This is a genomic window from Plantactinospora sp. B5E13 (genome assembly GCF_039871775.1).
Classification (GTDB): Bacteria; Actinomycetota; Actinomycetes; order Mycobacteriales; family Micromonosporaceae; genus Plantactinospora.
This window is the reverse complement of record NZ_JBDPLT010000013.1, coordinates 1-12,459: the sequence shown is the minus strand read 5'-3', so window position 1 is coordinate 12,459 and position 12,459 is coordinate 1. Positions and strand designations below refer to the sequence as shown.

The 12,459-nt window shown below is 72.0% G+C and carries 11 protein-coding genes; 6 read left to right on the top strand and 5 right to left on the bottom strand.

Annotated features, from left to right (window positions below; all coding sequences use genetic code 11):
* Positions 1–49 precede the first annotated feature (49 nt).
* A complete protein-coding gene (locus ABGB05_RS14270; RefSeq protein WP_347653763.1) occupies positions 50–1,102 on the bottom strand; it encodes an AAA family ATPase in 1,053 nt (350 codons plus the stop codon).
* Positions 1,103–1,262: 160 nt separating this feature from the next.
* On the opposite strand from ABGB05_RS14270, the gene ABGB05_RS14265 reads away from it, so the two are divergent.
* Together ABGB05_RS14265 and ABGB05_RS14260 are read left to right on the top strand one after the other, a co-directional pair.
* Positions 1,263–2,441: a hypothetical protein gene (locus ABGB05_RS14265; protein ID WP_347653762.1), complete on the top strand. Its 1,179-nt coding sequence runs from the start codon at positions 1,263–1,265 to the stop codon at positions 2,439–2,441.
* A gap of 148 nt (positions 2,442–2,589) precedes the next feature.
* Positions 2,590–3,609 (top strand): endonuclease/exonuclease/phosphatase family protein, encoded by a 1,020-nt coding sequence (locus ABGB05_RS14260; protein WP_347653761.1) that lies wholly within the window; start codon positions 2,590–2,592, stop codon positions 3,607–3,609.
* 134 nt (positions 3,610–3,743) lie between these two features.
* Here ABGB05_RS14260 and ABGB05_RS14255 read toward each other — a convergent pair whose 3' ends face one another.
* Both ABGB05_RS14255 and cimA read right to left on the bottom strand, forming a co-directional pair.
* Positions 3,744–4,253, bottom strand: coding sequence for a hypothetical protein (locus ABGB05_RS14255; RefSeq protein WP_347653760.1), 510 nt, complete (start codon positions 4,251–4,253; stop codon positions 3,744–3,746).
* Between the two features lie 497 nt (positions 4,254–4,750).
* The gene (cimA, locus tag ABGB05_RS14250) at positions 4,751–6,340 is read right to left on the bottom strand and encodes a citramalate synthase (protein WP_347653759.1); all 1,590 of its coding nucleotides are present in this window, start codon (positions 6,338–6,340) and stop codon (positions 4,751–4,753) included.
* A gap of 462 nt (positions 6,341–6,802) precedes the next feature.
* Between cimA and ABGB05_RS14245 the strand changes: the two genes are divergently transcribed.
* Positions 6,803–7,228, top strand: coding sequence for a PRC-barrel domain-containing protein (locus ABGB05_RS14245; protein ID WP_347653905.1), 426 nt, complete (start codon positions 6,803–6,805; stop codon positions 7,226–7,228).
* 79 nt (positions 7,229–7,307) lie between these two features.
* The gene (locus ABGB05_RS14240; RefSeq protein WP_347653758.1) at positions 7,308–8,048 is read left to right on the top strand and encodes a tyrosine-protein phosphatase; all 741 of its coding nucleotides are present in this window, start codon (positions 7,308–7,310) and stop codon (positions 8,046–8,048) included.
* A gap of 134 nt (positions 8,049–8,182) precedes the next feature.
* Here the strand turns inward: ABGB05_RS14240 and ABGB05_RS14235 are convergent, their stop codons facing one another.
* Complete coding sequence (locus ABGB05_RS14235) at positions 8,183–9,280, bottom strand: branched-chain amino acid aminotransferase (RefSeq protein WP_347653757.1); 1,098 nt, start codon at positions 9,278–9,280, stop codon at positions 8,183–8,185.
* A gap of 247 nt (positions 9,281–9,527) precedes the next feature.
* Complete coding sequence (locus ABGB05_RS14230) at positions 9,528–10,559, bottom strand: 3-isopropylmalate dehydrogenase (protein WP_347653904.1); 1,032 nt, start codon at positions 10,557–10,559, stop codon at positions 9,528–9,530.
* A 253-nt stretch (positions 10,560–10,812) separates the two neighbouring features.
* On the opposite strand from ABGB05_RS14230, the gene ABGB05_RS14225 reads away from it, so the two are divergent.
* Both ABGB05_RS14225 and ABGB05_RS14220 read left to right on the top strand, forming a co-directional pair.
* A complete protein-coding gene (locus ABGB05_RS14225; RefSeq protein ID WP_347653903.1) occupies positions 10,813–11,676 on the top strand; it encodes an FAD:protein FMN transferase in 864 nt (287 codons plus the stop codon).
* 405 nt (positions 11,677–12,081) lie between these two features.
* The gene (locus ABGB05_RS14220) at positions 12,082–12,435 is read left to right on the top strand and encodes a hypothetical protein (RefSeq protein ID WP_347653756.1); all 354 of its coding nucleotides are present in this window, start codon (positions 12,082–12,084) and stop codon (positions 12,433–12,435) included.
* Positions 12,436–12,459: the final 24 nt, after the last annotated feature.

Below are 12,459 nucleotides of genomic sequence, written 5' to 3'. Positions count from 1 at the left end.
GCCGGGGGTGCGGGTGCCGTACGCCGACCGGCGCGGTGGAGTCGGCGGATCACGCGACCGCCAGGTTGGCCCGGTGCGGCTCGCCCCGGCTCGGCGCGATCCGGGGTGGGGGCACGGCGTCGACGAGTCGACGTACCACGAAGTCGGCGGGCACCCCGTCGGCGACCGCGTCGAAGGAGAGGACCAGTCGGTGCGAGATGACGTCCGGGGCCAGTTCCCGTACGTCGTCGGGGAGCACGTAGTCCCGGCCGCGGAGCAGGGCCTGGGCCCGGGCGGCGGCGACCAGTCCGAGGGTGGCCCGGGGACTCGCCCCGTACGCCAGGTACGGCGCCACGTCCGGCACGCCGAACCGGGCGGGATCCCGGGTGGCGAGGATCAGCCGGACGACGTACTCGGCGAGGGCGTGGTGGACGAAGACCCCGGCGGCCCGCTCCTGCAACGCCCGCAGCCGGTCCGGGTCGAGGACCTGGCGGGCCCGGGGCCGCTCCGCACTCATCCGGTAGAGGATGGCGAGTTCGTCGACGTCGTTCGGATAGTCGACAAGCACCTTCATCAGGAACCGGTCACGTTGCGCCTCGGGAAGCTGGTAGACCCCCTCCGACTCGATCGGGTTCTGGGTGGCCAGCACGAGGAACGGTTCCGGGACCGGATAGCTGCGCCCGCCGATGGAGACCTGCCGCTCGGCCATCGCCTCCAGCAGCGCGGACTGTACCTTCGCCGGCGCCCGGTTGATCTCGTCGGCGAGGACCAGGTTCGCCATCACGGGCCCGAGTTCGACGTCGAAGCTCTCCGAGGACGCCCGGTAGATCCGGGTGCCGACGATGTCCGACGGCACCAGGTCCGGAGTGAACTGGATCCGGGAGAAGCTGCCGCCGACGGTGGTGGCGAGGGTCTGCGCGGCGAGGGTCTTGGCCACTCCCGGTACGCCCTCCAGCAGGCAGTGCCCGTCGGCGAGCAACGCGGTGAAGAGCCGCTCGACCAGCCGGTCCTGTCCGACGATGACGCGTTTGACCTCGAAGAGCGCCTGCTCCAACTCCGGTCCGGCCGACTCGTTCTCGACCGGCCTGGGGCGGCTGGTCACGGTGTCTGACATGTCCGTCACGGTGCGGGCTTCCCGGCCTCGTTCCCGACAAACCTGGCCGGTCCCCCGGGTGCCGGTCCATCCCGGCACAGAGCTACCGGGTCACCTCGACCGTCCCAATAGAATCGGGTACGGCAAAACCGTCACCGGGGTCGGGGACGGTCGAAACGGGGAGGCGCCGGTGCGGATCCGACGATCGCTGGCGGCACTGCTGGTCGCGGCACTGGTCGGCGGAATCGGCACGACGGCGGTCGACGCGGCGGTGTTCGGCGTGGCCGGGGACGGCCGGTTCGGCACCCCCGCCGCGGCGGCCCCGGACAACAGTCCCGCGCCGCACTACGCGGGGGTACGGATCGTCCGGGCGGTTCCCGGCCAGCCGAGCACCCCCCGGTTCTCCCTGCCGCCCGGTTACACCCTGGTCGCCGGAGCCCGGCACCAGGTGGCGAGCCGCGCCGAGTTCACCGCCTTCGTCAAGGGACCGCGGGCCGAACACGGCGTCCCGGTCACGGTCCACTGGCCCGACGTGTACGTCGGTTCGGTCGTCGCCACCGACACCCGACTTCCGGTACGCCGCTTCACCGACGATCCGCACCGGGTGGGTTTCCTGCTCCCGGTCGTCTCGTCGTCCCCGGACGCCAACCAGGCGACGATCCAGGTGTGGAGTGTGCTCAGCCGTTCGACGGCGAGCGGACTGCACTGGCGGGTCGAACACAACGACCCGGACCGGGCGGCCGGGCCCTGGGCCGACGTGCCGTGGCCGGCGCCACAGGCCGCCGCGGTGGTCAACTGGATGGTCGCCGCCGAGGCGGTGTTGCGGGATTCGGGGCTGATCGCCGAGGCCCGCCGCCGGGGACACTTCTTCTCCCTGATGGGCTTCGAGACCAACAACCCGCTGCACCCGGACAATCCACCGCACTGGCACCTGGCCTACTACCCCGGGCGGGACCGGTCCGCGCCCCGGGCACACGTACCGCACCTCTGGGTCGACGAGCGGGGTCGCACCTTCTACAACGGCATGGACGTCCAGGGGCAGGGCCGACAGGCGTTCCGGGCGGGCGAGCCGGCCCGGATCCGCGACGCCGCCGGCAACCCGGTCCTCACCCTCACCATCCGGGCGGACGGCGGGCTGGACCTGGTCGCCCCGAACGGTCCGCGTTACTCGATCGTCGCCCCGGACGGGCACTTCGGCGACGGCGTCGACGTCCTGCGCGACGGTACGCCGTGGCGTTCGTTCGCCACCCGGGACGACGTCAAGCTCGGCGTACTGGTGGTGCAGGTCCGCCGGACCGGCTCGACCGCGCCCCACCGGACGACCATCCACCGCTACGACGCGCTGACCGGGGTGCTCGCCCGGTCCTGACCGCCCGCCGTCGGGCCGGGCCGAGCCGCCCGCCGTCGACCCGAGCCGACCCGGGCCGCCCGCCGTCGGGCCGACTCGGGCCGAGCCGGCCGCCGTCCGCGTACGGCTTCTCCACAGGTCCTCCACAGTCGACGGCTAGCCTGCCGACATGAGCGTGGATCTCGCGATCGACCCCGGTCCCGAACCGTCGACCCGTCCCGGGCGCCCCGGCGGCCGGTGGCTGACCGGGCTGTGCTGGCTGTTCGTCGTACCGACGCTCGGCTGGGTGGTGGTCCGGGTCGGCGGGCTGGACCGGGGACCCCTGGTGCAGCTGCTGGCCTTCACCCCGTACGTGGCGGCGTGGACGTTGCCGCTGCTCGGGCTGACCCTCGCCGTACGGCGCTGGTGGGCGGCGGGCGTCGCGGCACTCTGTGCGATCGTGCTGCTGGGCCTGGTCGCGCCCCGGGCGCTGGCCGACGGGGCACCGGCCGCCGACGGGCCACGGCTGCGGGTGCTGACCGCGAACCTGCTGGCCGGAGCCGCCGCGCCGGAACCGCTGGTCGACCTGGTCCGGACCCACCGGGTCGACGTGCTGGCGCTGCAGGAGTTCACCCCGGGCGCGGAGGCGGCGCTGGACCGGCTCGGCCTGGCCGACCTGCTGCCGCACCGGCAGGTCAATCCCGAGGTGGGCACGACCGGTTCGGCGCTCTACTCGCGGCTTCCGCTGGCCGATGTCGGGACGCGGCACAACCACGGCGGCTTCACCCAGGCGTACGGCACAGTCCGGCCGGACGGCGGGCCACCGGTGCTGGTCGAGTCGGTCCACCCGATGGCGCCCTTCGCGCTGCGCACCATTGTGTTGTGGCGCACCGACCTGGCGGCGCAGCCGCCGGCGACGCCGGACGGGCCGCTGCGGATCCTGGCCGGGGACTTCAACGCCACGCTCGACCACCAGCCGCTGCGGACACTGCTCGACACCGGGTACGTCGACGCCGCCGCCACGGTCGGGTCCGGGCTCATCGGCACCTGGGGCCCGTACGACGGCGACCTGATCCCGCCGGTGACCATCGACCACGTGCTGGTGGACCGGCGGATCGGGGTACGACGGGTGGCCGTCTTCCCGCTGCCCGGCTCGGACCACCGCCCGGTGCTGGCCGAGTTGACCCTTCCCGCGCCTGGCGGCCGGTGAGGGGCGCCCGACGGCCCGGAAGGGGCTCTTCCGGGCCGTCGGCCACCGCTCCGGCGACACGATAGGGCCTCTTCCCTGCGGCCGCCGGCCTCCGCGTCGTGGCGGACGCGGAGGCCGGCGGTGGTCAACCAGGGTCAGGGAAGGAACACCGCGAGGTGGAAGCTCCGGTTCGCCGGCTGGTTGGCGGCGTTCCAGGTCTGCACGAAGACCCCCTGGGCCAGGTTGGTCCGGCCGACCACGGAGATCAGGCCGGAGGGCGAGACCCCGACGCTGCCGGTCAGCCCGATGGTGGCGACGAACGCGCCGGTGTCCACCGGCGTGTTGAAGACCACCTGGTACTGCCCCAGGCCGACCAGGGTGACCGAGACGGCCTGGCTGCCGCGGACCAGACCGCCGTTGGCGCTGACCACCGCGAAGAGCTGCGCGCTCGACGCCTGGGTGCCGGCCTTCGCCGCCGCGGCCTTCGCCGCGTCGATGTCGGCCTGGGTGACCGGTGGCTGCTGGACCACCTTGCCGTTGACCCGGACGGCGGACGGATCGACGCCGCCGCCCGGTGCGGCGACCGCGATGCTGCCGCCCACGAGGGTCAGCGCAAGTGCTCCGACGACGAGCAGGATGGACTTGCGCCCGAACTTCTTGGCCATGACGTCATCTCTTTCCTTGTGACCGAAATGGTGATGGTCTTGCCTGCGACGGCGTTGTCCTGTGACCGCTCCGGCACGCTCACGCCCAGTCCGGTCGAAATTGACAGCAGCTTTTCCCCCGTGATTCGACAGGGTTTGGCCACGTTGTCTTCCGTCGGACTGGCGAGCACTGAGTTGAATGATCGGTGCAGGGATAGGGCCGCTGGAGAACGTACGATCGGCGCCGACCGTCATCACATTTACCAGCGGTTACTACTCAGAGTGGCCACTCAACAACCATGAGGGAACATAGCATTCAGCAAACCCGCAGGTCAATAGCGGTATCACCCGGTCGAGGGGCCCGAGAAACCGATGACAACAGGCGACGGACAAGCGTCAAAAATGCGAATCTCGGTTCGGATCTCACTTTTCGTTCGCGTTCCCGAGCGGTACGGGAAAACGGCCCCGTTCACCGGCCGAAAACCGGGAACGGGGCCGTCCACAGGGCCGCCTGCCGCCTACACCTCCGCGACCGTCCGGGCGACACCGTAGGTGAGGGCGTCGACCAGGGCGTGCCAGCTCGCCTCCACCACGTTCGGGTGTACGCCGACGGTGGTCCAGTCCCGGCCCCCGTTGTCGGCCGTCTCCACCAGGACCCGGGTGATCGCCCCGGTGCCGTGGCTCCCCTCCAGGATCCGCACCTTGTAGTCGGCGAGCTCGAACCCGCGCAGTTCCGGATAGTGCCGGAGCAGCGCCACCCGCAGCGCCTCGTCCAGGGCGTTGACCGGGCCGTTCCCCTCCGCCGTGGCGATCACCCGCTCGCCGCGTACCCGGAGTTTGACGGTCGCCTCCGAGACCACCGCGCCGTCCTCCCGGTGCTCGACCAGCACCCGGTACGACTCCAGCGCGAACGGCCGGACCGGGCCCTGCCCGGGCAGCTCGCTACGGACCAGCAGTTCGAACGAGGCGTCAGCGGCCTCGAACGACCAACCACCGGCCTCCAGTTCCTTCACCCGCTTCGTCACCCGGGCGGCGGCGTCGGGATGGCCGGCCAGATCCAGTCCCAGCTCGCGGCTCTTCAGCTCGATGCTGGCCCGGCCGGCCATCTCCGTCACCAGGATCCGCATGTCGTTCCCCACCACCGCGGGGTCCACGTGGTTGTAGAGCAGCGGATCCACCTTGATCGCACTCGCGTGCAGCCCCGCCTTGTGGGCGAAGGCGGCGGCCCCGACGTAGGCCTGGTGGGTGTCGGGGGCGATGTTCGCGATCTCTGCGATGGCGTGCGAGACGCGCACCATCTGTTCCAGGCAGCCGTCCGGTAGGACAGGCAGCCCGAGCTTGAGTTGCAGGTTGCCGACCACCGCGAAGAGGTCGGCGTTGCCGGGCCGTTCGCCGTAGCCGTTGGCGGTGCCCTGGAAGTGGCGTACCCCGGCCTCGACCGCGGCGATCGTGTTGGCCACCGCGCAGCCGGTGTCGTTCTGGGTGTGGATGCCGAGCCGGGCCGGTGGGACGCCGAGCCGCTCGGTCAGGTCGCCGATCGCCGCCGTCACCTGGGACGGCAGCATCCCGCCGTTGGTGTCGCAGAGGACCACGACCTCCGCGCCGGCCTCCAGCGCCGTCTCGACCACCGCCGAGGTGTACGACGGATCATGGCGGAACCCGTCGAAGAAGTGCTCACAGTCGATGAAGACCCGGCGTCCCTCGGCGGCGAAGTGCTTCACGCTGTCCCGGACCATCGCCAGGTTCTCCCCGGCGGTGGTCCGCAACGCCCGTTCGACGTGCCGGAGGTCGGACTTGGCGACCAGGCAGACCGCCGGGGTCTCGGCGTCGAGCAGTGCGCGTACCTGCGGATCGGCGGCGACGTCGAGGCCGGCCTTACGGGTCGCGCCGAAGGCGACCAGGATGGCGTGCTTCAGGTCGAGTTCGGTACGGGCCCGCCGGAAGAACTCGGTGTCCTTCGGCATCGCCCCCGGCCAGCCGCCCTCGATGAAGCCGACTCCGAACTCGTCGAGCAGCCGGGCCACCGCCAGCTTGTCGACGACCGAGTAGCTGATCCCCTCACGCTGCGCCCCGTCCCGCAGCGTCGTGTCGTAGACCTGGTACGTCATCTGATTCCCTTCGGATGTGGCGCAGCCCCTGCTCCGTCGCCCCCGGCGCGAACCCGCCTCCGGTCCGGCGGGCACCGTTGCGCCCGGCGGACCGTGTTCGGCCCGACAAACAAAATGACCCCCCGCGGATGCGGGAGGTCTGCGCGCTCGGCGGAGAAGGATGCCGGCGCGCTAGCTGCCAATAATGAGTGCGGAGCAGGTCACGCAACGTACTCTGCCACCTTGTCGAGTATCTGGGAGGGAAAATCCACATGCCGGGACCGACCGTGGTGTCGGAACCGGTGGTGTGTCGATCAAGCCGACTGGGTACGACCTTCCGGGACAGGGAGAACAACCTCGAACAGTCGAGAAGAGGAGTGACTGCCCATGGACAGGCTCGATCCTCAGTCGACCCCGCAGCAGTACCCGACCGAGCAGCCCCCGCAGCAGTACCCGACCGAGCAGCGGTACGCGACGGATCCGTTGGCGCCCGACCCGGGCGGAGCGGTCCTGGGCGGCGCGCCGTCGGGCGAGTTCGACCCGTGGCGTTACCGGGACGATGCCGGGGTGACCGGCGCCGACCTGGTCGGCTACAAGGTCGAGGCGACCGACGGCGGCATCGGCAAGATCGACAGCGCCAGCCACGAGGTGGATGCCAGCTACCTCGTCGTCGACACCGGCCCGTGGATCTTCGGCAAGAAGGTCATGCTGCCGGCCGGCGTGGTGAACCACGTCGACCACGACGACCGGAAGGTGTACGTCGACCGGAGCAAGGACCAGATCAAGGCCGCTCCGGAGTTCGACGACACCGGTCACGAGGACCCGACGTACCGGGACAAGATCGGTAGCTACTACGGCGGCACGTACGGCGCCACCGGCTGGACGATCCCGCCGGGCCGCGCGCTCTGACGGTACGAAGCAGCGGGGCCCTGCCGGTCCGTTCTCCGGATCGGCAGGGCCCCTTGCCGACCGCGCTAGGGTGATCGGCGTGGACGTGGCACCGGCACCACCTACGGCTTCCTTCAGCACGCTCTTCAACTTCCGGGACGTCGGTGGTGTCCCCGGGGACGACGGTCGTACGGTCCACCGAGGGCGGTTGTACCGCTCCGACTCGCTCCACCGGCTGGACGACCTCGACCGTACGGCGTTCCGCGCCCTCGGTGTCCGTACCGTGCTCGACCTGCGACGCCCCTCCGAGGTGCACCGCGACGGTCGGGTGCCGGACCATCCGGGCCTGGTCTACCGGCACATCCACCCCGAGCACGCGCTCTGGGAGGAGACCGCGTACGTCGAGGAACTCGGGCTGGCCCGCTACCTGGCCGACCGGTACCGGGACCTGGCCGAGACCGGAGCCGCCGGGCTGGCCGACGCGGTCGGGGTGATCGCCGACGCCGACGCCGCCCCGGTGCTGGTGCACTGCGTGGCTGGCAAGGACCGCACCGGCGTGGTCTGCGCCCTGACCCTCTCCCTGCTCGGGGTGGCCGACGAGCAGATCGCGGCGGACTACGCGCTCAGCGCCGAGGCCTCGGCCCGGTTCAGCAGGTGGGTCGCCACCACGCTGCCCGAGGGGACCCCGGTGCCGGCACCGTTCCTGGCCTGCCCGGCCGAGGCCATCCAGATCTTCCTCACCGAACTACGCGAACGGCACGGCTCGGTCGCGCGGTATCTGACCGGCGCCGGCCTCGCCCCGGAGCGGATCGACGCGCTCCGCGCCCACCTGCTCAGCTGACCTCTCGCCCACCCACGACAGGCGCGCGCCACAAACCGGTGACCCGCCGTGGCTGAACGACCACCCCGCCGCAGGCCGGTGGCCCGCCGTCCGGTCGTCGGGCCGGACCGCGGGCCACCGGGAGTCGGCGCCGGTCAGGCGATGTGGTGGATCCAGCCGTTGACGTCCTCGGCCCGCCCACGCTGGATGTCCAGCAGCTGCTGGCGCAGGCCCATGGTGACCTCGCCCGGGTTGCCGTCGGCCATGGTGAACTCGCCGTCCGGGAACCGCACCTGGCCGATCGGGGTGATCACGGCGGCGGTGCCGCAGGCGAAAACCTCCCGGAGCCGTCCGCTGGCCGCGTCGGCCCGCCACTCGTCGAACGCCACCGGCCGCTCGACCACGGCCCGTCCCTGCTGCTGCGCCAGGGTGATCAGGGCGTCCCGGGTGATGCCGGGCAGGATCGTGCCGCCGAGCGGCGGTGTGACAAGCGTGCCGTCGTCGTAGACGAAGAAGATGTTCATGCCGCCCAGCTCGTCGACGTACCGCCGCTGGACGGCGTCGAGGAAGACGACCTGCTCACAGCCGTGTTCGGCCCCCTCGGCCTGGGCAGCCAGCGACGCGGCGTAGTTACCGCCGCACTTCGCCGCGCCGGTGCCGCCCGGCGCCGCCCGGGTGTACGTCGGCGACACCCAGACCGCCACCGGCTTCACCCCGCCGGAGAAGTACGACCCGACCGGCGAGGCGATCACCGCGTAGAGGTACTCCCGGGCCGGGCGCACCCCGAGGAAGACCTCGTTGGCGAACATGAACGGCCGCAGGTAGAGGCTGCCCTCGTCGGAGGTGGGCAGCCAGGCCCGGTCGATCTCGATCAGGTGCCGCAGCGAGTCGAGGAACGCCTGCTCCGGCAGGGCCGGCATGGCCATCCGGCGGGCCGACTCGGCGAACCGGGCGGCGTTGGCGTCCGGCCGGAACATCGTCACCCCGCCGTCGACGGCGTGGTACGCCTTTAACCCCTCGAAGATCTCCTGGGCGTAGTGCAGTACCGCGCTCGCCGGGTCCATCGGGATCGGCGCCCGCGCCTCCACCCGGGCGTCGTACCAGCCCTTTCCGTCGGCGTACCGGATCGTGACCATGTGGTCGGTGAAGACCCGGCCGAATCCCGGATTGGCCATGAGCGCCTCGCGCTCGGCGGCGGCTACCGGCTGAGGATTCGGACGGATCTCGAAGTCGAGCTTGTCACCACCGCTCATCGCGTTGACCTCCAAGGAAGGAATCCGGGCACCCGGGCTGGCGTGCCGGAGTGGAATTGTGCCTGAAACTTACCCCGAACGGTCGTTCACCTCGACCCTCTGGTCGTCCGGCCACCCCGCACCAGGCGCACGTTCACCCAGATCCGTCAGCGAACGGCGGTTTGCGGTGCCGGCCGAGGGCCGTCGACACCCGCCGGCTCGGGCCGGACGACGGGTACGCCGGCTCGGCCCGGACGTGGGTGACGGGTCAGGCCGACGCGTGCGCGGCGAGCCGGTCTCCGATGTCGGCGGTACGCCGCGGCGTGCCCGGGGTACGGGACGCCAGTTCGGCGGCGACCGCCTCGGTTACTCGACGGGCCTCCTCGGGGTGGCCGAGGTGGTCGAGGAGCAGCGCGGCGGAGAGCACCGCCGCGGCCGGGTCGGCCACGCCCTGGCCGGCGATGTCCGGGGCGGAGCCGTGCACCGGCTCGAACATCGACGGGCGGGTCCGTTCCGGGTTGATGCTGCCGCTGGCGGCCAGACCGATCCCGCCGGTGACCGCGGCGGCGATGTCGGTGAGGATGTCGCCGAACAGGTTGTCGGTGACCACCACGTCGTACCGCTGGGGCTGGGTGACCAGGAACATCGCGGCGGCGTCGACGTGCTGGTACTCGGTCTCGATGTCCGGGTGCTCGGCGGCGACCGCGGCGAACGTCCGGGACCAGAGCGAACCGGCGTTGGCCAGCACGTTCGTCTTGTGCACCAGGGTGACCTTGCGGCGTTCCCGGCGGGCGGCGCGGGCGAAGGCGTCCCGGATCACCCGCTCGACGCCGTGCCGGGTGTTCAGGCTCTCCTCGGTGGCGACCTCGGCGGGGGTGTCCCGGTGCAGGGTGCCGCCGGCGCCGGCGTAGAGCCCCTCGGTGCCCTCCCGGACCACCACCAGGTCGATCTCACCCGGCTTCACGCTCGCCAGCGGGCCGGTGGTGCCCGGCCAGAGTCGGGCGGGCCGGAGGTTGACGTACTGGTCGAAGTCGAAGCGGAGCTTGAGCAGCAGGCCGCGCTCCAGGACGCCCGGCGGCACCGTGGGGTCGCCGACCGCGCCGAGCAGGATCGCGTCGTGCTCCGCGAGTTCGGCGAGTACGGAGTCGGGCAGCACCTCGCCGGTCCGGTGGTAACGCGCCGCGCCGAGGTCGTATTCGGTGGCCTCGACGCCGGGCAGCACCGCGTCGATCACCTTGCGGGCCTGCGCGACCACCTCCGGCCCGATGCCGTCACCAGCCACCACCGCGATCCGGGCCACCGCCACTGTCCAGCTCCTTCGCTGCCTCGTACGTGTCTAGGGAACGTTAAGGTACCGTCCCGGCTCCCGGTACGACGCTCTCACATTCTGAGAATTCCTGCGCACAGGACCTTCTCAGGAAGCACTCATGGGGCAACCATCTTCGCTGCCTATGGTGAGCCGCAGGGGCCCGGCGGGGCCGGTCGACGCAGGACCGCCAGGGGGCCGGCCGAGCTGGTATCCAGGGGGGAAGATGCGGTTCCAGGGGGCGAACATGCGGGTCCCGGGCGGTGGTGGACGCGGCCGTGACCAACGCCGCCGTAACGGTCTTCCGGCCCCGCTCGGCGGGCGCGGCCGGCCGGACCTACGGCTCGGGGTCGGCCGACGCCACGAACGACCCGGCGCGACGCTGACCGACCGGGTGGTGGCCCGGCACACCGTGCAGACCTCGATCGGTGAGTACACGATGATCCTGAACGGCGCCGGTGTGGTCGACCGGCGGGAGATCAGTGACGCACTCCAGGACGCGGTCGCCGAACTGCGGGCGATCGACCTCACCTACAGTCCGGCCCGGCCGGCGAGCCTGGTCTCCCGGCTCCGCCGGGGTGAGGTCTCCGCCGAGGCGTACCCGCCGTTGGCCGACATCGTGGCGCGCTGCGCGGCGATGCGGGCCGCGACCGACGGCTGGTTCGACGCCTGGGCGGTCCCCGGCGGCTTCGACCCCGGTGGGCTGCTGGGCGGCTGGGCGGTCGAACGGGCGGCGGCCCGGTTGCGCGCCGCCGGTGTCGGGAACTACGCCGTGGTCAGCGGAGCCGACCTCACGGTACGGGGACACGCGCCGCACGGCGGACCGTGGCGGATCGCGGTGCACCACCCGACCGACGGCGCCCGCCCACCGATGCTGCTGGAACTCACCTCGGGTGCGGTCGGCACCTCCGGCGTCGCCGGCCGGCGTGACCACGTGGTCGACCCGCACACGGGTGAGCCGGCGAACCGTCTGGCCGCGGCGACCGTGACCGGCCCCGACCTGACCGTCGCCGACGGGTACGCCACCGCACTCTACGCCGCCGGCCAGGCCGGACTCGACTGGTTTCCGACCCGCGACGGCTACCGGGTGCTCTTCGCCGCCCCACGCTGACCGTCCACCGTCCACCGTCCACCCGGGACCGACGGGCACCGGATGCCCCGCGACCGGGTGAATCATGCGCGCGACCGGACGCCGGTCGCACCGGCCGACGATTGCCCGGACGCCGGTCGCACCGGCTGATGGTCGCCCCGGCGGACGCGATCGGCCCCCGCGGTCTCGGCAACGATCGCGGGGGCCGATCAGCGACGAGTGCGCGTGGCTCGCGCACACGGGGGTGCTGGCTACCCGGCCGGCGCGACGCCTCATCACCCGAAGACGAGTCCACGCCCAGGAACTCGCCGGGTATCCGCGTCAATACGCTATCGACCGGACGTGAGTCCCCGCAAGAGCCACCGTTCCGCGTGTCGGCCGGGTATGCGGCAACGACCCGACACCGGGATGGCACGCTGTACCACCGTGACTTTTGATCTGAGCGTTTGGGCCCTCCGGCACGGCGCCTCGGCGGCGGACGTCCGGGCGGCCCACAACCGGTGCCGGCAGGGCGTCCACGTGGCCGGCGCCCCGGAGCCAAGGATCTTGTCGTTCTACCGCGCGGTGACCGCCGGCTATCCGGACCGGCCGGGCCCCCGGACGCCCTGGGCGGTGACGCCGCTGCACGTCGCCCCGGACCACGTGGAGATGAACCTCGACGAGTCCTGCCCGGACCAGGTCCTGCTCGACATCGAACGGCTGGCCGGTGAGCACGGGCTGCTGCTGCTCGACCCGCAGGACGGATCCGTCTACCCGCCGCCGACCAGGGTGACCCGCTGACGTCGGACGCCCCCCGCCCCGGGG

Bases quoted from the DNA above. Each gene is read 5' to 3' on its own strand.
- ABGB05_RS14260 (WP_347653761.1), top strand. From the start codon at position 2,590: ATGAGCGTGGATCTCGCGATCGACCCCGGTCCCGAACCGTCGACCCGT.
- ABGB05_RS14255 (WP_347653760.1), bottom strand. From the start codon at position 4,253: ATGGCCAAGAAGTTCGGGCGCAAGTCCATCCTGCTCGTCGTCGGAGCA.
- cimA (WP_347653759.1), bottom strand. From the start codon at position 6,340: ATGACGTACCAGGTCTACGACACGACGCTGCGGGACGGGGCGCAGCGT.
- ABGB05_RS14235 (WP_347653757.1), bottom strand. From the start codon at position 9,280: ATGAGCGGTGGTGACAAGCTCGACTTCGAGATCCGTCCGAATCCTCAG.
- ABGB05_RS14225 (WP_347653903.1), top strand. From the start codon at position 10,813: ATGCGGGTCCCGGGCGGTGGTGGACGCGGCCGTGACCAACGCCGCCGT.